Below are 19,333 nucleotides of genomic sequence, written 5' to 3'. Positions count from 1 at the left end.
CTTCCTCATCCTGCTCACCCCGGTTAGAACCAATTCATCGGATTCGCCTTCTTGGCCAGGCTCTTCGCCTTGCTGCCGGTCCATTTGAGGGCCTTGCCGCCCTTGTCCTTGATGTCGTCCCAGTGCTCCACGGCCTTGGCGCCGACATAGACGGCACCCGTCACCGCAACGGCTCCGAGCGTGACCGGGTTTGGCGCGACCGTCGCCGCGGTCAGCGAGGCGTTGAAGCCAACCTCGGCCACGTCCGCCACATACTTGGCCCCGTGCTCCCGGTCCGTGAAATGATTGGCCGGGTTGCCCTGCGCCACCACGTTGGCGACGCTGTAGCCGGTCGAATAGACGCCGCCCACGACACCGAGGCCGCGAAGGGCGCCTCCGGTCTTTCCGGCGACCTTGAGGCCTTCGCCCCATGCGGCAAGCCGTCCCTTGCCCTCGAGCATCCGGGCGTCCATGGAGACGTTCCTGCTGACTTTCCACAGGCTCGCGTGTGCTGCGCGGGTGGGGACCTGACCGGCGTGCGTCCGGGCACCGTGCAGTGCGGCGAGTTCATCGTTGCCCACCAGCCCACGGACGATCTGGTTTCCGGAATACCCCCTGAATATCGGGCGGTCCATGGCTCCGGACCCGAGGAAGGTGTTCCACCGGGCGCCGATCTGATCGCTGATGAACATGCCGACGACCGGCCACTGCCTGGCGCGCTGGAAGAGCTGGCTTCCCGAGGCCAGCGAACCGAGTTCTCCGGGAAGCCAGGTTCCCGGAGCCGCTAGGTTCCGGATGACGGGATCCGTCCGGGCCCATGCCGCCCCCCAGGCGCCGACCCGGCCCGGCACCCACCAGCGCCCGTTGGGCAGCCTCTGCATGAGACCGGCAATCTGGAGCTTCTTGGTCTGCAGATAGCCCTGTGCCAGGGAATTTTGCAGAAGGGTCTTCGGCACGTACACGCTGTAGAAGGCAGCGCGGCTGCCGTGGCCGATGGAGTTCTTGATGTCGCCCCAGGCGCCGAGCGCTTCCTTGATCTCAGCCTCGTAGGGTTCGAGGCCCGGGATCCGCGCGATCTCGTGCGCCCGCATGCGGTCGACCCAGTCGTCGAGGGATTCACCCTTCTCACGGCGGAAGGCGTGCCCTCGCACGCTGTCGCTGGTCGCCATCGCGTTAGCGATCAGAAGGATGTCCGGGGCGAAGTAGGCGATGCCGGCCTTCGAGATGTCCTCGGCGCTGAATCCGGCCCACTTGAGGCCCGCTGTGGAGTCCCCGTTCTCGAGCCGGGCCACCGCCGCTCGTTTCCGGAGGTCCGGAGCCGTGTCCGTGGTCCAGCTCCGCATCGGTTTGAGGGACGACAGTTTGTCGCTCACGCCCAGGCCCTGGGCCCGGGTGAAGGCCTCGTCGAGCTTGTCCCGGACGCCGCCTCGTTCATCGAAGAGCTTGGCGAGCCCGTCCAGGTGATCCGGGTTGACGTTCCTCATGTTCATCCCCCCTGACGCGTTGCGCGTCTCGTGCACGGCCGCTTCGAACTCGGTGCCGTGCGTTCCGGGCGTACGCCGAAGCCGTCGTCAGTGGCCGGTACGAGCGGCGGCGGCAAGGTCCGCCGCTCGGGCCCCGCGGACGACGGCCCCGGGCTCACGCCCCGTCGGTCAGGTCTTCCGTGTCGGGCAGCAGGTCAGTGATCTTGTCCCAGACCTCGCCGGGGCTCGTCGCGACCAGGTGCAGGGCGCTGTCCGGACCCACCTGGCCCGGCTCGATCGGCTCCTCCGGCTTTTCCCGTATCCAGTAGCCGCGGGGGCCGCCGTCCCACACCGCCAGAGCGCGTGCCATGGGCTCCTGCTCGCCCTCGCCCTTGCCGCCCCAGGCCACGGTGACGCGCCAGTGGGCATCGAGCGCCAGGACGAGATCGGTGAACTCGTCCAGTTCCGGTCCTTCGAGCGCGGACGCCCCTGCGACCGCCGTCCGTGCCAGCCGGACGGCCTTCTCCTCGTCACCCCCGGACTCGTCCAGCGCGACGAAGGCGGCGTCCAGGGCGGCCATGGTCGTCTCGATGCGGTCGATCACCGGCTTCTTCGTATCGCGGTTGCGCAGGCCGACCATCCGGGCCAGCTCCCACACCAGGGTGCGCAGCTCGACGGGGACGTACTCCGACTCCTCCTCGCCTGGCCATCCCTCGTGAGCGAAGACGCAGCCACGCCCGACGACGAGCCCGTGGTTCACCGGGCCGAACTGGCCGTTGACTTCCACATGAATCACGACCAGCGGCTCGGCCAGTGTCGTGAGGAGATCACGCAGGAGGGGAGCGAACTCTCCTTCCGGTCCCACCAGACCGATCTGCTGGAGCTCGCCCAGGGAAGGGTGGAGCTCCTCCGGCGGTATCTCACCGTCCACGAGGTGGCCGAAGACGGCGATGTGGCGGTCGGCCAGCCTGAAGCGGCCGCGTGAACTGTCGAAAGAAGGCATGTTCCGTCTCTCCGAGTGAGCCGGCCGGCGACCCGGATCACTTCTTCTGCTGCTGCAGATCCTTAGCGTCCTGGGTGCATTTGCTCGCTTCGGCCCTCAGCTGCCCCGCCACCGTCCGGCAGGTGGTGTTCCAGGAGTTCAGCTTGCCGCGCGTGTCGTCGGCATGCGGGCCGGCCCAGGTCTTCATCGTGGTGGTGGCGTACGTGCGCGGCTTGTCGACCAGCGATTCGATGTGGTCGGCCAGTGAATTCAGCTTTCCTGCACGCTCGTTGAGCTCTTTGGCGTCCGGTTCAGCCATCCCTCAGTACCCCCCTGACCCACGAGTCGTCAGCATAACCCCACGTCATGACCGTTCGGTGGAGCACCCTCGGGACTACGTTCGAGCAGTGTACGGAATCTCTTGTTCCGGATCGACGCGCAGGACGTCCGGACGGGAACGGAACACAGGTGCGATAGCGTCCCTTCGAACACACGGGCAGACCGCTTGCCCATGACTACGGGGAGGGATTTCCATGAGCGTGGACCACGGTGCCGATCTCAAGGCGCTGGAGCAGCTCTCCAAGGACTTCCACAAGAAGGCCGGCGACCTGGCCTCGATGATCAAGTTCCTGCAGACCCGCACCACCGGCAGCAAGGACTTCTGGAAGGGCCCTGGCGCCGACCACTTCCGTGAGGAGTGGGCCAACATCAAGCCGACCTTTGACAAGTTCGTGGAGACGCTGAACGCCGCGAGCAAGTCGGCGAAGACGAGCCACGACAACATTCAGCGCGCAACCGCCCGCTGACGCGCCATAGTCGCGACATCGCCGCAACGGCGATGACGACGGAATGCCCCCGCCCTGCACCGGGCGCGGGGCATTCCGTCGTTCTGTCGCTGCGGTCCCCGGCCGGTCGGCCGGTCCGCGCTCAGCCTTCCAGTACCCCCTGCACCGGCATCGACTGACCGGCCCGTACGAGCAGACCGTTTCCGGCGGTGGCGCCCCCTCCGCTGTTGGCGGCGAGGCGGACGCCGAACAGGTCGCCTTCGGACGGGCTCTGCGGCATTAGCAGCACGCCGTTGCGGGACTTGCGGGCCTCGACGACGAAGCCGCGGTACTGGCTCGCCAGGGAGTCGGTCGTACCGGCGGCCAGGATGGCGTGGCCACCGTCCATGCCACTGCGGACGACCTCCTCCAGTGCCTCGTCCATTGAGGTGTCGTAGAGCAGTTCGGCGTCGTCGACCACCACGACGTACGGGCGGCCCTCGGCCTTCTCCGTCAGTTCCTCCAGGTCACTACTGGAGTCGTCCGCGCCCAGGAGGCCCAGGACTCCGGCCTCGTCCGCCAAGTCGCGCAGCGGGGACCGGCGCGGGGTGACGAGGACGAGGGGCGTGCCGATGCTCAGGAGAAGACGGGCCGCCCCGAGCAGCATGGTGGAGCGCCCGGACTTCGGCGGGCCTGCGATGACGAAGCCGGGGCCCAGTTCCTCGAGGTCCACGCCGACCGGCTGCAGTTCGTCGCCGCCGACGCCGACCAGGGCCCACAGCGGGGACGGGGTGAAGTCGGGTGCGAGGGCGAACGCCTGGGAGGCGGTGATGCGGGCCGGGAGGGCGTCGACACGCAGGGGACGCAGCTCCGGGGACGGCCGCGACCGGCCGCGGGCCGCTTCTTCACCGATGCTGCGCAGCGCGGCGACCTGCGCCTGACCGGAGGGGTCGTCGGCCAGGAGCGCGAGCTGGGTCTCCTGTACGCCGTCGTCCGTCAGGCGCAGCGCCCGGCCGGCGGGCATTTCACTGGGCACGTCCCGGGAGCGGAAGCCCGCCGAGGCGTAGTCGCCGGGGTCAGCGAGCCGCAGGATCAGCTTGTCCCCGAAGGCCGACGACACGTGGCCGCCGAAGCCCGAGCGGTCCGCCGTCATGACGACCTTGAGGCCGACGGCGGAGCCTTCGCGGAAGATGCGCAGCATGGCTTCGATGAGGCGGCCGTAGTCGTAATTCTCGAAGGCCGAGGTGAAGCCCTCCCAGCCGTCCAGGACGACCACCATCCACGGCAGCCGGTCCTCGGGCCGTGCCGCCGTGGCCCGCTGCTCGGCGGCGCTGGATATGCCGTCGGCGGCCAGCATCTGCTGACGCCGCGAGATCTCGGCCAGGAGCCGGTCGATCAGGCGGCGGACGCGGTCGGGCTGGTCGCGGGTGACGACGGCGCCGACGTGCGGCAGCCCCACCAGGGGCAGCAGGGCGTTGGAGCCGCAGTCGACCGCGTAGATGTGGACGTCAGTGGGTGCCGCAGTCCGGGCGATGGAGCCCGCCAGGGTGCGCAGGGCCGTCGAGCGGCCGGAGCGGGGTCCGCCGATGATCATCGTGTGTTCGCCGTGGACGAGGTCGAGGGCGAGGGGCGCGCGGCTCTGCTGGGCCGGCAGGTCGGTGAGGCCGTACGGCGCGGGCGCGACGTCCTGGTGGGTGTGCGCGGGCGGCGGCAGTTCGGCCAGGGACACCTGCTGCGGCAGCGGCGGCAGCCAGGGGCTGCGGGGCTCGCCGAAACCCATCTTGGCCGCGCCGTCACGCACGGCGTCGACCAGAACGGCCAGGTCGGTGACCATCGTGCCGTCGTCGTCCGGGCCGGCCGACCGGAGCAGGGGGCGGCCGTACGCGCTGCCGGCCAGGAGCGCCAGCGTCGCTTTCGGCCCCGAGCGCCCGTCGCTCGGCCGCCTGCCTCCGATCCGCGCCGACTGCACGCCCACCAGCGACTGTGCTCCCGAGCGGACGTACGCCCGGCCCGGAGTGGCCTTCGAGATGGCTCCGGCGTCCGGGGCGTCGATGACGTCGAGGGACTCGGAGGCGTCGGTGACGCGGAGGGCGATCCTCAGGTTGGTGTTGGCACGGATGTCGGCGCTGACCACGCCCGCCGGGCGCTGGGTGGCGAGCACCAGGTGGACGCCGAGCGAGCGGCCTCGGCGGGCGATGTCGACGAGGCCGGCGATGAAGTCGGGGAGCTCGGCGACGAGGGAGGCGAACTCGTCGATGACGAGGACGAGCCGGGGCATGGGCTCCAGCTCGGGCCGGAGCGCGCGGGTGTCGTTGTAGTCCTCGATGTCCTTGGTGCCCGTGTCGAAGAGGATCTCCTCACGGCGCTTGAGCTCGGCGGCGAGCGAGGCGAGGGCGCGTTCGGTGAGGTGGGCGTCGAGGTCGCTGACCATGCCGACGGTGTGCGGGAGGCGGGCGCAGTCCATGAAGGCGCTGCCGCCCTTGTAGTCGATGAGGACGAAGTTGAGGGCGTCCGGACGGTTGGCGACGGCCAGGGAGGCGATCAGGGTCTGGAGGAGCTCGGACTTGCCCGCGCCGGTGGTGCCCGCGACGAGCGCGTGGGGGCCGTCGCGGCGGATGTCGAGGACGAAGGGACCATCAGCGGCGAGACCGATCGGTGCCGCGGTCGTGGCTCCTCCGGCGCGCCAGACGCGCTCGATGTCGGTGCCGGTCGGGTCCGGCATGCCGAGGAGGGTGAGCAGGCGGGCGGCGGTGGGCAGGGCGCTGTCGGCGTCGTCACGGCTGACGTCGCGCACGGGGGCGAGCGAGCGGGCGACGAGTTCGCACCAGTCGGCGCCGACCTGGTCGACGAGGACCTCGCCCAGGGACTCCAGGCCGGAGCCGCGCAGGCGGGCGCGGCCTCCGGGGTGGGGCGGCCAGCAGACCGCGGCCCGGCACTCCTCGGGCAGCAGGCGCTCGTCCTCGTCGAGGCAGAGCGCGAAGATTCCGTGGCGGGGTCCTTCCTGGAGCAGCTGGGGTACGCCGGGGACGCGGCGCAGCAGGCGGGCACCGTCGAGGACGACGAGGACGAACGGGTCCGGGCGCAGGGCGCCGCCCGCGTGGATGCGTTCCGCCGTGGCCTTGCGCCGCTCCAGTTCGTTCAGCAGCTCGTTGACGCGGCGCGCGATGGTCTCGGCGTCGGTACCGAGGAGCGCGACGCAGTCCTGTCCCAGCTGGGGGGCGGTGTGCGGGAGCCAGTGGGCCCAGGTCCAGGCGGCGGCCGCCTCGGGGGTGGCCGAGAGCAGGACGAGGGAGAGGTCGCGGGGGCTGTGCAGGGCGGCGGCCTGGGCGGCCAGCCAGCGGGCGGTGGCGAGCGTACGGGCACGGTCGCCGGCGATGCCGACGACGCCGAGCTCCACGTAGGCAAGCGTCGCGGGGACGTCGGGCACCACGGGCGGGGCCGGGGGCTCGTCCCCGTACAAGCCGCCCTGGGCGGGGAGGATCTCGATGTCGGCGGGGAGGTCGCTCACGCCCAGGCGCAGCTGCATCGCGTCGGGGTCGGTGTTCCTGCGCTCCCACAGCCGGCGGCGCGGGCCGGTGGCGAAGAGGAGGGTCTCCGCGGGGTCGGGAAAGGCGTTCCTGCGGGCGCGCTGGTCCTCGGCGCAGAGCGCGGCCAGCTCCGCCTCGTAGGCCGCTTTCTCCTTCTTGTACTGCTTCATCGACTTGCGGTGCTTCTTACGGCCCTCACGCAGGTCGCTGAGCCACTGGCCGAGCATCATCAGCGGGCTCATCAGACAGAACAGCAGGGTGTAGAGCTGCTTGGTGACGAAGTACATCCCCAGGCCGAAGAGCAGGGGGACGAGCGAGGCGATGAGGTGGAGGCGGGCGCGCTCGCCACGGGTCGGCTCGCCCGGCACGGCGATCCGGGGGCGGGGACGCAGCGGGGAGAGGCGGGGCGGCCGGTTGTAGGCGAGTCCGCCCTCGCCGGTGGGCGCGAGGTGGGCATCGGGTTCGCCGGGCAGGTCGAGGACGAAGAGGGACTCGCCGGCCTTCAGGAGCGCGCCCTTCGGCCAGTCCTGCTGTCCGGCCACGGGCTTTCCGGCCAGGAGGGCCTGAACGCCTTCCTGGGGCGCGACGGTGACCTTTCCCGTCACGTCGGTGGCGACGCGGAAGGCGAGGGGCGGCAAGTACGGGTCGGCGACGACCAGCCCGCATGTGGGGGCCGAGCCGACTGTCAGTGCCCCGGCACCGAGCCGGATCACGCGTCCGGCCCCCGGCCCGCCCGCGACGCGCAGTTCGACACGGCCGACGGGCTCACCGGCGCGCAGGAACGGGCCGAGGGCGTCGTCGACGGTCAGCCGCATGCCGTCGCGCAGGAGCCCGGCGGCCGGCGCGTGCGGCTCGCAGCGCATGCCGTCAGCCCACAGGCTGGGCGCGCTCCCGCCCGCCCCGGGCTTGCCGAAGGGGCCGTGGAGAGGGATGACCACCCCGGATCCGGGCCCGGCGGGCGCAGGAGGTGCGGGACGCGAGCCGAGTGCCTCGGCCAGTGCCTCCGCCACATCGGCGGCGGTGGCCGCGTCGTCCACGTCCACCATCACATCCTGTGGCTCGGCCCCCTCCCGCACCGCCGTCACCAGGACTCGCATGACTGGCTTCCTCCCCCTCGTCCCCGGACGCCGGCCCGAACAGATTTTCTGGCGCGTCGAGGCTATCTCGCCGGGGACGGGGCAGTACGAGGACGGTGCCGTCCGCGGCTCCTCACCGCAGCACCGTCTCCAGGAACCCCTCCACCGCCTGCCGCCAGCCCTCCGGCTGGTCGTAGTGGACCAGGTGGCCCGCGTCCTGGATCTCGGCGTAGGTGCCGCGGGGCAGGACGCGGACCATTTCCTGGGCCTCGGCGCGGCCCAGTTCGCCGTCGGGGCCGCGGACGACGAGGGTGGGGCAGCGGACGAGGGCGAGCTCTTCCCAGTGGGCGTCGTGGGCGTAGGTCTCGCGGGCCTGGAACATCTGGCGGCGGGAGAAGCCCGGGCGCCAGCCGTCGGCGCGCTCGGCCATGATCTCGGCGTAGTAGTCCCCGCGGGCCGGGCGGGGGCGCTCCAGGGTGGGGTCGCCCTCGGCGAACCACTTGCGGACGTCCGCGAGCGTGGCGAAGGGGACCGGCCAGGAGCGGAACCACTCGCCCCACTCGCGCTGGGTGGCGGCGCCCATCGCCGAGGCCCGCATGTCGCAGATGACGAGCGCGCGGACCAGATCGGGGCGGCGGGCCGCGAGCTGCCAGGCCGTCAGGGCGCCCATGGCGTGGCCGATCAGGACGGCCGGGGCCAGCTCCAGGCTTTCGATGACGGCCTGGGCATCGGCGATGTAGGCCTCGCGCGTATACGGTCCGTCGGCGGGGCGCTCGCTGCGGCCGTGCCCCCGCTGGTCGAGGGCGATCACGCGGTGACGGCCGGACAGCCAGCGGGCGGTCTCGGCCCAGTGCGCGGCGCGGCCCATCAGGCCGTGGAGCAGCAGCACCGCCGGGGGGCCGTCCGCCCCCTCCCGGCAGGAACGCTTGGGCGGATCGGCGAACTCCCAGGCCGCGAGCCGCACTCCGCCGCTCCCACTCACGTCGATACGCCGAACCATGAGCCCTGGCACCCCCTACTCTCCCCCGAGCAGTTTCACGACGACGATATAGAACTTACATTCGAATGCATGCTCATCGCGCGCAACACCCCTCGTTCGAGTGACCTCGGGGAAGGGTTGGCCGGCGGCACCCAGGGGATTAATCGACCTGGGCGCGGACCGCTCGGGGAAGAAGGTCCGCGGGGCGGACCCTGAGAGCTCGGGGCTCCGGGTCGCCACGGGGGTATATGGGGAGGCAGGGCCCCGGCTGCCCGTAAGGGCGCCGGGGCCCTTGTCACCCCCCACGGGCCTCATCGCGCTCTCCCTCCCCGGGACGGCGGCGTGCCGCGCATATGCGCGCCAGCGCCAGCGTGGCACGGCCGGGCCTCCCGCGGGCCCGTTACGCGGACTCCAGCCAGATTCAAGGGAGTTGACCCAGCCCAAGGCTTCAGCCCAGGGATTCGACCCAAGGACTCGGCCAAGGATTCCGGGACAGCACGACGCCCCGCTGCGGGCTGCTCGGGCAGCCGTGCGCAGCGGGGCGCGGGCGAAGCGGGGTCCCGGGCCGGAAGGCCTCAGCGCTTGGCGACGAAGACGTGCGCCGCGATGTCCGGCTCCAGCTCGGTGGCCTCGCCGCTGCTGCCGACGATCACACCGCCCGCCGAATCCGTCACGCTGACCACCGCGCCGGGCTGAACGCCCGCGCGCCGCAGCGAATACATCAGCTGGGCGTCCGTCTGGATCGGCTCGCCGATCCGGCGTACGACCACCGTCTTGCCGTCGGACCCGGCGTCCAGGTCCATCAGGCTGACCATGTCCTCATTGAGCAGCGGGTCCGGCTCGGCCTTCTCGCCCAGCTCCTCCAGGCCCGGAATGGGATTGCCGTAAGGCGACTCGGTGGGGTGGCGCAGCAGCTCCAGCACGCGGCGCTCCACGGCCTCGCTCATCACGTGCTCCCAGCGGCAGGCCTCGGCGTGGACCTGCTCCCACTCCAGACCGATCACGTCGACCAGGAGGCACTCGGCGAGGCGGTGCTTGCGCATCACGCGCGTGGCCAGCCGGCGGCCCTCCTCGGTGAGCTCCAAGTGCCGGTCGCCCGCGACGGACACCAGGCCGTCGCGCTCCATACGGGCCACGGTCTGGCTGACCGTCGGCCCGCTCTGGTCGAGCCGCTCGGCGATGCGGGCACGCATGGGGACCACACCCTCCTCCTCCAGCTCGAGAATGGTGCGGAGATACATCTCCGTGGTGTCGATCAGTCCGGACATGCGTGCCCCTCGATAAGTCGTGCGCTGGCCCCTGGACCCAATTCTGACGCATACCGCCGACAACGGTGCCGCGTACGGCCCCTGCCCGCCCGCCGTATTGACAGGGCCCTGGTCCAGACCGCAACGTGATCCGCGCCACGAGCGTACGCCAGACCGTACGCGCCACCGGATCTCGATCTAAGGAGCCCCGCAGCGATGAGCGAGAACAAGCTGGCCGGGCAGTTCTTCGACGCCGCGATCGGGCTGCTGCAGCGGGTGCGCGACGAGGAGGCCGGGCACATCACCGCCGCCGGGGCCATGCTCGCCGACACCGTTGCGGACGGCGGACGGCTCTTCGTCTTCGGCGCCGGCCACTCCTCGCTCCCCGCCCAGGACGTCGTCTACCGCGCGGGCGGCCTGGCCCTGATCAACCTCCTCGCCGTCCCCGGCGTCGTCGGCCTCGACGTCACGCCCGCCACGCTCGGCAGCGCCCTGGAGCGCGTCAACGGCCTGGCGGGCGCGGTCCTCGACACGAGCCCCGTGCAGTCCGGCGACGTCCTGATCGTCATCTCCCTCTCCGGACGCAACCCCCTGCCCGTGGAGATGGCCATGAACGCCCGCGCCCTGGGCGTCCGCGTCATCGGCGTCACCTCGCTCGCCTACGCCGAGCGCACCCGCTCCCGCCACGCCTCCGGCACGTTCCTGAAGGACCACTGCGACCTCGTCATCGACAGCAAGATCGACATCGGGGACGCGGAGCTCACGGCGGACGGCATCGCCGCCCCCTTCGCCCCCGCGTCGACGGTCGTCACCAGCGCCCTGATGCAGGCCGTCGTCGCGGCCGCCGCGGGGGAGCTGGCCGCCCGGGGCATCGACCCGCCGATGCTGCGGTCCGGCAACGTCGATGGCGGGCACGAGTGGAACGGGCGGGTGCTGAGCGAGTACGGGGACCGGATCTTCTTCCGGCACCGCTAGCGGTCCGGCAGCGCTAGCGGTCCGGCAGCGCCGGTCGTCCGGCACCGCCAGCGGTCCGCCGGTGCCCGCGGTCGGCACGACGCCGTGCCATGCAGCGCGATCACGTCGCCTGCGGGCCGTCCGTGGCTCGTCGCGCAGTTCCCCGCGCCCCTCTCGGGGCGCGGTACACCGCAGCCCGCAGCGGTGGCATCCCCGCTAGGGCGTCGGGCCGCCCGCCAGGTCGATCGACGCCGCCACCCTGCACGCGATGTCCTCCGCGTACGTGGCGTCCGAGCGGTCGAAGGGGCGGCGGGACGGGCCGCGCAGGAACGTCACCACGCCGAGCGTCCGCCCGCGGCTGCGCAGCGCCGTGGCGAGGGCGTGCACGGTGCCCTCGGGCCACTTGCGCGCCGTGGCCCAGGTCTCCGTGCAGTCCGAGGCCGCGCGGACGGAGCCGCAGCGCTCGACGGCCTGCAGGGCCGGGTGCCCGTCCGGATAGGACACCGGCAGGCCGCCGCGGCCCATGGCCGGGCAGGGCCCCGGCGTGCCGGCCGGCGTGGCGGTGGCTCTGACCAGCCGGACGGGGGACTCGGGCGCCGGGTGCGGCTCGGGGAGCAGGTCGATCAGGGCGTGGTCGGCGAAGCCCGCGAGGGCGAAGTCCATGTAGAGGGACGCCGCTTCCATGGGGTCCTCGCACTCGGCGACGGCCCGGCCGGCCCGGTGCAGCTGGCTGGCGCGGAAGCGCAGCCGGGCGCTGTCCTGTTCGGTGAGCCGGGCGGCCGTGACGTCCAGGAACAGCCAGGCGACCCCCAGCGGCACCGGCTCCTCGGCCAGCGGTGACGCCAGCCGCAGGAAGCCGCTGCGCCAGCAGCGGCGCTCGGGCGGGGCGCCGCCCTGGTCCCGCAGGGTGACCCACAGGTCGGTGGGGGCGGGCGGCGCGCCCGCCGCGAGGACGTGCTGGAGGGCGCCTTCGACCTCCTCCACCCCCTGGTCCAGCAGCTCGCCGAGCGGCCGCCCGAGGAGGGCGGTGCGGCCGGTGCGCAGGGCGCGCGCGGCATGGGCGTTGGCGAGTGCCGGGCGCAGGTCGGCGTCGACGAGGACGACGCCCCAGGACGCGTCCCCGAAGAGGGCTTCGCTGAGCGCGATGGAGCGCTCCAGGTCGATCTGCGTGTGCACTTCGCTGAACGCGCAGTAGACCCCGGCGGGCCGGTCGCCCGGGCCGGGCAGGGCCGACAGCTGGGTGCGCACCAGCACCCGCCCGCCGTCCTTGGTGAGCAGCGCGAACTCGTGCACGTGGCGGCCGGGGGACGCCATGGCCGCGTCCAGCCGGGCCGCGACCTCCGCGGCGTCGGCGGGCCGCACCGCCCAGCCGGCCAGGCCCTGCCGCCCGACGGCCTCGGCGGCGCTCCAGCCCAGTATCCGTTCGGCCTCGCGGTTCCAGTGGGTGACCGTGCCCTCGGCGTCGAAGGCGCACAGCGCGGTGTCCATGCCGTCGAGGAGCGCCGCGAGGAGGCCGGAGCCGTCGTGGTCGGCGGCTTCCACCGAACCGGGCGCGGCGGCCGGGCGGGCCGGGCCTGACGTGTGTGGTGCGGTCACGAGGTACCCCCAGCTGGACGCGTCTGCATGTCCTGCACGACGGGTCATTCAACTCGACCGTGATGGGCACCACACCGTCTTCGGGGAAATCGTTGCCCACCGGAAATTCGGTTGTCGCTCACCCGGGCGCTTCCTAGGGTGGTGCGCACACGAGAAGGGAGGTGGTTCGGGACATGGTTTCATTCCGGACGCGTGAGGTGACTGCGGGCTAGCGCCCGTCGTCGCGCCAAGCGCAACGCCGGGGTCTCCCAGCTGCAGATGAGGGGATCCGCCGGCCAATCCCAAGCAGTCACCCGATCCGTGGGCCGCCGAGTCGTCCGCTCGGCACCGCCGCGCCGCAGGGCGCGGCGGTAGCCGGCCCACGGATCGCCTGCGTTTTCCGGGCCTCGCTCACGGCCCCGCTCACGAGCTCCCGCCGACGGGCCCCGCGCACCGCTTACGGAGCGAGGCGCTCCACCCGCCAGGCGGCGGCCTCTTCCCCGGGCGCTTCGCGCACGTACCGCAGCCGGTCGTGCAGCCGGTTCTCGCGCCCCTGCCAGAACTCCACGCTCTCCGCGGTCACGCGGAATCCGCCCCAGCCCGTCGGCACGGGCACCGGCTCCCCCTCGGGATAGCGGGCGAGCAGCCGCTCGTAGGCGGCGTCGATCTCCTCCCGCGACGCGACGACCGCCGACTGCGCGCTCGCCCAGGCGCCCAGTTGCGAGCCGCGCGGCCGCGAGTGGAAGTAGACGGCCGTCTCCGAGGGGTCCACGCGCTCGGCCCGGCCGGAGACGATGACCTGACGGCCGATCGGGTGCCAGGGGAAGAGCAGCGAGACGTACGGATTGCCCGACAGGTCCGCGGCCTTGCGCGAGCCGTAGTTGGTGTAGAACACGAAGCCCCGGTGGTCGTAGCCCTTGAGCAGCACGGTCCGCGAGCCGGGCCGGCCCGCGGCGTCGACCGTGGAGACGACCATGGCGTTGGGCTCCCGCAGCCCCGCCGCGAACACCTCCGCGAACCAGATCGCGAACTGCTCGTACGGATCGGGGGCGAGGTCCGCTTCCAGGAGGCCCTCGGAGCGGTACTGCTCGCGCATGGCGGCGGCGTCCAGCGCGCCGCCGTGGAATTCGGGAGCGGGGAACTCGTCGGCGTGGGTCACGCGGCCCATCCTGTCAGCAAGGGCCCGCGACAAGCCCCGGGGCAGCAGGTGAGCCTGCCCGGGGCCGGCCCTCCGTAACCCTTCCGCGGGCAAAACCCCTACTGTGCCGGACATCACCTTTCGCCGCATGTGGCGAACCCCCCAAAATCGCAGGGCGGGAAGCTGTGGTACCCGCACATCACCGGCTATCGTTTCCGGCCGGTATCCGGAACGAGCCCGCCGCTGAGCGGTCCGGGCGCGGAACCGGGTGAAGGCCCGCCGCTCGGGGCATGACCCGGTTGACCGGTGACGGACCACGAGTCGCACCGATGCGGCCGCGCCCGACCGGGCCCGGCGCCCCAGCTGTCGCACACATCATGAGGAGCCGCCTGATGTCCGACTTCGTACCCGGACTCGAAGGAGTCGTCGCGTTCGAGACGGAGATCGCCGAACCCGACAAGGAAGGCGGCTCCCTCCGCTACCGAGGCGTCGACATCGAGGACCTGGTCGGCCAGGTGTCCTTCGGCAACGTCTGGGGCCTGCTGGTCGACGGCTCGTTCAACCCCGGTCTCCCGCCCGCCGAGCCGTTCCCCATCCCCGTGCACTCGGGTGACATCCGCGTCGACGTGCAGTCCGCGCTCGCGATGCTCGCCCCCGTGTGGGGCCTGAAGCCGCTCCTCGACATCGACGAGGCGACGGCCCGCGACAATCTGGCCCGCGCCGCCGTCATGGCCCTGTCCTACGTCGCCCAGTCGGCGCGCGGCCAGGGCCTGCCGATGGTCCCCCAGCGCGAGATCGACAAGGCGGAGACCGTGGTCGAGCGCTTCATGAAGCGCTGGCGCGGTGAGCCCGACCCCAAGCACGTCAAGGCCGTCGACGCGTACTGGACGTCCGCCGCCGAGCACGGTATGAACGCCTCCACCTTCACGGCCCGCGTCATCGCCTCGACCGGCGCCGACGTGGCCGCGGCGCTCTCGGGCGCGGTCGGCGCCATGTCCGGCCCGCTGCACGGCGGCGCGCCCTCCCGCGTCCTCGGCATGATCGAGGAGATCGAGCGCACGGGCGACGCCACGGCCTACGTCAAGCAGGCCCTGGACCGCGGCGAGCGCCTCATGGGCTTCGGCCACCGCGTCTACCGCGCGGAGGACCCCCGCGCCCGCGTCCTGCGCCGCACGGCCCGCGAGCTGGCCGCGCCGCGCTACGAGGTCGCGGAGGCCCTGGAGAAGGCGGCCCTGGAGGAGCTCCACAACCGCCGCCCCGACCGGGTGCTCGCCACGAACGTCGAGTTCTGGGCCGCCATCGTCCTGGACTTCGCGGAGGTCCCGGCGCACATGTTCACGTCGATGTTCACCTGTGCCCGCACGGCGGGCTGGAGCGCGCACATCCTGGAGCAGAAGCGCACGGGCCGCCTGGTGCGCCCGTCCGCCCGCTACATCGGCCCCGGCCCGCGCGACCCGCGCGAGATCGACGGCTTCGCGGACATCACGGGCACGGCGGCCCTGGCGCGCTGACCCGACGGGGCCGGGCCCGGGCGCGGCCGCCCCGCCCGGCCTCAGGCGCCGCCGCCTCCCGTCTCAGGCGCCGCCGCCTCCCGTCTCAGGCCGCCGCCCCGGCCTCACGCGCCGCCGCCCCGCGCGGCGGCGCACTCGCCCTGCGCGGCGGCGCACGCGCCCTGCGGCGACAGCTGGTCGCCGAGGACGCCGGTCCAGTGCCGGACCACGCGGTCGCGCCGGGCGCTGTCGTCCGTCAGCAGGTGCGCGAGGCCGAGGCCGCGGCACATGTCCAAGAAGCCCTGGACGGTCTCGCGGACGCCCGGGCGGCGTTCGTCGGCGCCGAAGAGTTCCAGCGCCATCCGGTGCACCTCCCGGCCGACCCGCGCCTCCAGTTCGACGACGCGCGTGCGCAGCGCCTCGTCGTTCGCGGCGGCGACCCACAGCTGCAGGGCGGCGCGGAAGAGCGGTCCGGTGCAGAGGTCCACGAGCTGGCCGACGGCCAGGTGCGTACGGGCCGGGCCGATGAGCAGCTGCACCTGCGGCAGCAGCCCGCGCACGGCGGCCGACCGCTGCTCGGCCACGTACTCCACCGCGGCCGTGAACAGCTCCTCCCGGGTGCGGAAGTGGTGCTGGGCGGCTCCTCGCGAGACACCGGCGCGCTCGGCGACGACGGAGACGGTCGAGCCCGCCCAGCCGTGCTCGGCGAGGCAGGCGATGGCCGCTTCGAGGAGTCTTTGCCGGGTGGCGCGGCTGCGGTCCTGCTTGGGGAGGCTCAACGCTCCCACACCGGCTCCCGGCGCTCGAGGAAGGCGGTCATGCCCTCGCGGGCCTCGGCGGAGCCGAAGAGCCGGGCGGACAGTTCGGTCAGGCGGCCGGTGTCGCGCTCGAAGGCTGCTCGCACGTCCGCCGTGACCAGGGCCTTGGACTCGGCGAGCCCCTGGGGCGAGCCGCGCCGCAGCCCGTCCAGGACCGCTTCGAGCTCTTCCTCCCTCGCGGTGACCAGCCCGATGCGTACGGCCTCCGCCGCCCCGAACCGTTCACCGGTCATGTAGTAGCGAGCCGCCGCCCGCGGGTCGAGGCGCGGCAGCAGCGGCAGGGATATGACGGCGGGTGCGAGCCCGAGCCGGGCCTCGGTGAAGGCGAACGAGGACGCTTCCCCCGCCACGGAGATGTCACAGGCCCCCAGCAGTCCCAGCCCGCCGGCGCGCACGTGGCCGTTCACCCGGGCCACCACCGGCTTGGGGAGCTCCACCACGGCCCGCATGAGCCGGACAAGGGCCTGCGGGCCGTCCGTGCCCGTCTCTCTCAGGTCGGCGCCGGAGCAGAAGGTGGTGCCGGCGTGGGTCAGCAGCACGGCGCGCGTGCCGTCGTCCTCCGAGGCCCGGGTCAGGCCGTCGAGCAGTTCGGCGACGAGCCGGGACGACAGGGCGTTGCGATTGTGCGGGGAGTCCAGGGTCAGCGTGGTGACGCCGTGCTCCGAGGAAAGGTGAACCAGCTTCACGAATGCCGCCTTTCTCAGTACGACTTGGGCAGGCCGAGCGTGTGGTGCGACACGTAGTTGAGGATCATCTCGCGGCTGACCGGCGCGATCCGCGCGACCCTCGACGCCGTCAGCAGCTGGGCGAGCCCGTACTCACTGGCGAGGCCATTGCCGCCGAGGGTGTGCACGGCCTGGTCGACGGCGCGGACGGCGGCTTCGGCGGCGGCGTACTTGGCCATGTTGGCGGCCTCGCCCGCACCCGTGTCGTCGCCGGAGTCGTAGAGATGGGCCGCCTTGAGCATCATCAGCCGGGCGAGCTCGATCTCGATGCGCGACTGGGCCAGCGGGTGCGCGACGGCCTGGTGCGCGCCGATGGGCTCGCGCCAGACCCGCCGGGTGCGGGCGTAGTCGACGGCGCGGCCCAGGGCGTAGCGGCCCATGCCGATGGCGAAGGCGGCGGTCATGATGCGCTCGGGGTTGAGGCCGGCGAAGAGTTGCAGCAGTCCGGCGTCCTCGTCGCCGACGAGGGCCTCCGCGGGCAGCCGCACGTCGTCGAGCGTGAGCTCGAACTGCTTCTCCGGGGAGGCCAGTTCCATGGGGATGAGGTCTCTGCGGAACCCGGGGGCGTCCCTGTCCACGATGAACAGGCAAGGCTTGAGCTTTCCCGTGCGCTCGTCCTCCGTGCGGCCCACGATGAGCGTGGCGTCGGCGACGTCGACGCCGGAGATGAAGACTTTGCGCCCGCTGAGGACCCAGTCCCCGCCCTCCCGTCGCGCCGTGGTCGTGATCCGGTGGGAGTTGGAACCGGCGTCGGGCTCGGTGATGCCGAAGGCCATCTTCGTCGTCCCGGCGGCGATCCCGGGCAGCCAGCGCCGCTTCTGCTCCTCCGTGCCGAAACGGGCGATCACCGTGCCGCAGATGGCGGGCGAGACGACCATGAGCAGCAGCGGGCAGCCGGCGGCGCCGAGCTCCTCCAGCACGATGGAGAGCTCCACCATGCCGCGGCCGCCGCCCCCGTACTCCTCCGGCAGGTTGACGCCCAGGTAGCCGAGCTTCCCGGCCTCCTCCCACAGCTCGTCGGTGTGCTTGCCGTCACGGACCGCCGCGGTGACGTACGCGCGCCCGTAGCGGCTGCCGAGTGCGGTGACGGCGGCGCGCAGGTCCTGGTGTTCCCGGGTCTCCACGAGACTCATGACGACGGCTCCTTCGGCTCCTCGGTGACGACGGCGAGCAGGGTGCCGACCTCGACCTGGCGGCCGGGAGCGGCGTGCAGTGCGGTGAGCGTGCCGGTGGACGGAGCGACGACGCGGTGCTCCATCTTCATGGCCTCCAGCCAGAGCAGGGGCTGCCCCGCCTCGACCGGGCACCCCTCGGCGACCCCGTCGGCGAGGCGCACGACGGTGCCGGGCATGGGGGCCAGGAGGGAACCGGGGGCCGCGGGGACGGCCGCGGGGTCGGGGAAGCGGGGCAGGAGGGTGAAGGCGTGGGCGCCCAGGGGTGAGTCCACGTGGACGCGGTCGCCGTACACGGCGACGTCATAGGCGGTACGGACCCGGTTGCCCGCTTCCAGCACCACGCGCTCGCGGCAGGCCTCCACGAGCCGGATGCCGGAGGCCCCTTCGGTCTCCAGCCCGTTCCGGGTGAGGCGGTAGCGGACGGTGTGCTCGGTGCCGTCCGGTTCGGAGCGGTAGCGCTTCTCCTGCGGCTGGGAAGCGAGGTTGCGCCAGCCGCCGAACCGCGAGCGGCCTTGTGCGTCCGCGACGGCTGCGGCCAGGGCGGCGGTTGCGGCGCCGTCGTCCTGCGGGGCGGTCGCGGTCAGGGCGGCCACGTGCCGTTCGTAGAAGGCGGTGTCCATGCGTCCCGTGGCGAACTCCTCGTGCCGCAGCGAACGGACGAGGAGTTCGCGGTTGGTGACCGGCCCGTGGATGCGGGCGCGCTCCAGTGCGCGGGCGAGGAGCCGGACGGCCTCCGGCCGGGTGGGAGCCCAGGCGATCACCTTCGCCAGGAGGGGGTCGTAGTACGGGGTGACCGTGTCCCCGGGCGCGACGCCCGCGTCGACCCGCACCCGTCCGAGCCGAGCGGTTCGGTGCGGGTGGGGCATGGCCACCGACAGCTCCCGTACCGTCCCCACCTGCGGTCGCCACCCCGCCGCCGGGTCCTCCGCGTACAGCCGGGCCTCCACGGCGTGCCCGGACCCCACGGGCGGCTCCGGCTCCAGTGCCGCGCCCTCCGCCACCCGTAACTGCAGGGCCACCAGGTCCAGTCCGTACACCGCCTCCGTCACCGGATGCTCCACCTGCAGCCGCGTGTTCATCTCCAGGAAGTACGCCCGCCCGTCCTTCACCAGGAACTCCACGGTCCCGGCCCCCACGTAGCCGACGGCCCGCGCCGCCGCCACCGCCGACTCCGCGAGCCCCGCCCGCAGCTCCTCCGAAAGGCCCGGCGCCGGCGACTCCTCGATCACCTTCTGGTGCCGCCGCTGCAGCGAGCAGTCACGCGTCCCCAGCTCCCACACGGTCCCGTGCGCATCGGCGAGGATCTGCACCTCCACGTGCCGCCCGCCCTCCACGTACGGCTCGACGAAGACCTCGTCGTCACCGAAGGCGGCCATGGCTTCCGCCCGCGCGGAGGCCATCGCGGCCTCCAGCAGCGCCGCGTCGCGGACGATCCGCATCC

General features: G+C 72.6%; 15 protein-coding genes. 3 read left to right on the top strand and 12 right to left on the bottom strand.

The window, feature by feature from the left end:
* Positions 1-23: 23 nt before the first annotated feature.
* From ACSNOG_RS13935 to ACSNOG_RS13925, 3 genes are all read right to left on the bottom strand, one after another.
* Positions 24-1,463 (bottom strand): PE-PGRS family protein, encoded by a 1,440-nt coding sequence (locus ACSNOG_RS13935; RefSeq protein WP_436752944.1) that lies wholly within the window; start codon positions 1,461-1,463, stop codon positions 24-26.
* 154 nt (positions 1,464-1,617) lie between these two features.
* Entirely contained in the window at positions 1,618-2,445 is an 828-nt protein-coding gene (locus ACSNOG_RS13930) for a hypothetical protein (protein ID WP_436752943.1), read from the bottom strand.
* Between the two features lie 37 nt (positions 2,446-2,482).
* On the bottom strand, positions 2,483-2,743 hold the full coding sequence (locus ACSNOG_RS13925) for a hypothetical protein (protein WP_436752942.1): 261 nt from the start codon (positions 2,741-2,743) through the stop codon (positions 2,483-2,485).
* A gap of 214 nt (positions 2,744-2,957) precedes the next feature.
* Here ACSNOG_RS13925 and ACSNOG_RS13920 point away from each other — a divergent pair, with 214 nt between their 5' ends.
* Positions 2,958-3,230, top strand: coding sequence for a WXG100 family type VII secretion target (locus ACSNOG_RS13920; protein ID WP_436752941.1), 273 nt, complete (start codon positions 2,958-2,960; stop codon positions 3,228-3,230).
* Between the two features lie 121 nt (positions 3,231-3,351).
* Here the strand turns inward: ACSNOG_RS13920 and ACSNOG_RS13915 are convergent, their stop codons facing one another.
* The 3 genes from ACSNOG_RS13915 to ACSNOG_RS13905 form a co-directional block, all read right to left on the bottom strand.
* The gene (locus ACSNOG_RS13915; RefSeq protein ID WP_436752940.1) at positions 3,352-7,812 is read right to left on the bottom strand and encodes an FtsK/SpoIIIE domain-containing protein; all 4,461 of its coding nucleotides are present in this window, start codon (positions 7,810-7,812) and stop codon (positions 3,352-3,354) included.
* A 112-nt stretch (positions 7,813-7,924) separates the two neighbouring features.
* Positions 7,925-8,791: an alpha/beta fold hydrolase gene (locus tag ACSNOG_RS13910; protein ID WP_436752939.1), complete on the bottom strand. Its 867-nt coding sequence runs from the start codon at positions 8,789-8,791 to the stop codon at positions 7,925-7,927.
* Positions 8,792-9,345: 554 nt separating this feature from the next.
* Positions 9,346-10,038 (bottom strand): metal-dependent transcriptional regulator, encoded by a 693-nt coding sequence (locus tag ACSNOG_RS13905; RefSeq protein ID WP_030369085.1) that lies wholly within the window; start codon positions 10,036-10,038, stop codon positions 9,346-9,348.
* A 195-nt stretch (positions 10,039-10,233) separates the two neighbouring features.
* Here ACSNOG_RS13905 and ACSNOG_RS13900 point away from each other — a divergent pair, with 195 nt between their 5' ends.
* Entirely contained in the window at positions 10,234-10,992 is a 759-nt protein-coding gene (locus ACSNOG_RS13900; protein ID WP_436752938.1) for an SIS domain-containing protein, read from the top strand.
* A 195-nt stretch (positions 10,993-11,187) separates the two neighbouring features.
* Here the strand turns inward: ACSNOG_RS13900 and ACSNOG_RS13895 are convergent, their stop codons facing one another.
* Entirely contained in the window at positions 11,188-12,567 is a 1,380-nt protein-coding gene (locus ACSNOG_RS13895; protein WP_436752937.1) for a PAS domain-containing protein, read from the bottom strand.
* Positions 12,568-13,003: 436 nt separating this feature from the next.
* Positions 13,004-13,714, bottom strand: coding sequence for a pyridoxamine 5'-phosphate oxidase (pdxH, locus tag ACSNOG_RS13890; protein WP_436752936.1), 711 nt, complete (start codon positions 13,712-13,714; stop codon positions 13,004-13,006).
* A gap of 362 nt (positions 13,715-14,076) precedes the next feature.
* Here pdxH and ACSNOG_RS13885 point away from each other — a divergent pair, with 362 nt between their 5' ends.
* The gene (locus ACSNOG_RS13885) at positions 14,077-15,195 is read left to right on the top strand and encodes a citrate synthase 2 (protein WP_436752935.1); all 1,119 of its coding nucleotides are present in this window, start codon (positions 14,077-14,079) and stop codon (positions 15,193-15,195) included.
* Between the two features lie 104 nt (positions 15,196-15,299).
* Here ACSNOG_RS13885 and ACSNOG_RS13880 read toward each other — a convergent pair whose 3' ends face one another.
* From ACSNOG_RS13880 to ACSNOG_RS13865, 4 genes are all read right to left on the bottom strand, one after another.
* Entirely contained in the window at positions 15,300-15,962 is a 663-nt protein-coding gene (locus tag ACSNOG_RS13880) for a TetR/AcrR family transcriptional regulator (protein WP_436752934.1), read from the bottom strand.
* Entirely contained in the window at positions 15,950-16,678 is a 729-nt protein-coding gene (locus ACSNOG_RS13875; RefSeq protein ID WP_436752933.1) for an enoyl-CoA hydratase family protein, read from the bottom strand. Before ACSNOG_RS13875 ends, ACSNOG_RS13880 begins: the two co-directional genes overlap by 13 nt.
* Before the next feature lie 14 nt (positions 16,679-16,692).
* Positions 16,693-17,850 (bottom strand): acyl-CoA dehydrogenase family protein, encoded by a 1,158-nt coding sequence (locus ACSNOG_RS13870; RefSeq protein ID WP_436752932.1) that lies wholly within the window; start codon positions 17,848-17,850, stop codon positions 16,693-16,695.
* On the bottom strand, positions 17,847-19,333 hold a 1,487-nt coding region (locus tag ACSNOG_RS13865), incomplete at its 5' end, for a biotin/lipoyl-containing protein (RefSeq protein ID WP_436752931.1). The genes ACSNOG_RS13870 and ACSNOG_RS13865, both read right to left, overlap by 4 nt.

This window comes from Streptomyces sp. URMC 124, assembly GCF_051386455.1.
In the GTDB taxonomy this organism is placed as follows: Bacteria; Actinomycetota; Actinomycetes; order Streptomycetales; family Streptomycetaceae; genus Streptomyces.
Note: the sequence above shows the minus strand (reverse complement) of the source record. Positions and strands in the feature narration are given on the sequence as shown.

Excerpts from the sequence above, each read along its gene's own strand:
- ACSNOG_RS13935 (WP_436752944.1), bottom strand. The coding sequence starts at position 1,463 with ATGAGGAACGTCAACCCGGATCACCTGGACGGGCTCGCCAAGCTCTTC.
- ACSNOG_RS13930 (WP_436752943.1), bottom strand. The coding sequence starts at position 2,445 with ATGCCTTCTTTCGACAGTTCACGCGGCCGCTTCAGGCTGGCCGACCGC.
- ACSNOG_RS13925 (WP_436752942.1), bottom strand. The coding sequence starts at position 2,743 with ATGGCTGAACCGGACGCCAAAGAGCTCAACGAGCGTGCAGGAAAGCTG.
- ACSNOG_RS13920 (WP_436752941.1), top strand. The coding sequence starts at position 2,958 with ATGAGCGTGGACCACGGTGCCGATCTCAAGGCGCTGGAGCAGCTCTCC.
- ACSNOG_RS13915 (WP_436752940.1), bottom strand. The coding sequence starts at position 7,812 with ATGCGAGTCCTGGTGACGGCGGTGCGGGAGGGGGCCGAGCCACAGGAT.
- ACSNOG_RS13910 (WP_436752939.1), bottom strand. The coding sequence starts at position 8,791 with ATGGTTCGGCGTATCGACGTGAGTGGGAGCGGCGGAGTGCGGCTCGCG.
- ACSNOG_RS13905 (WP_030369085.1), bottom strand. The coding sequence starts at position 10,038 with ATGTCCGGACTGATCGACACCACGGAGATGTATCTCCGCACCATTCTC.
- ACSNOG_RS13900 (WP_436752938.1), top strand. The coding sequence starts at position 10,234 with ATGAGCGAGAACAAGCTGGCCGGGCAGTTCTTCGACGCCGCGATCGGG.
- pdxH (WP_436752936.1), bottom strand. The coding sequence starts at position 13,714 with ATGGGCCGCGTGACCCACGCCGACGAGTTCCCCGCTCCCGAATTCCAC.
- ACSNOG_RS13885 (WP_436752935.1), top strand. The coding sequence starts at position 14,077 with ATGTCCGACTTCGTACCCGGACTCGAAGGAGTCGTCGCGTTCGAGACG.
- ACSNOG_RS13870 (WP_436752932.1), bottom strand. The coding sequence starts at position 17,850 with ATGAGTCTCGTGGAGACCCGGGAACACCAGGACCTGCGCGCCGCCGTC.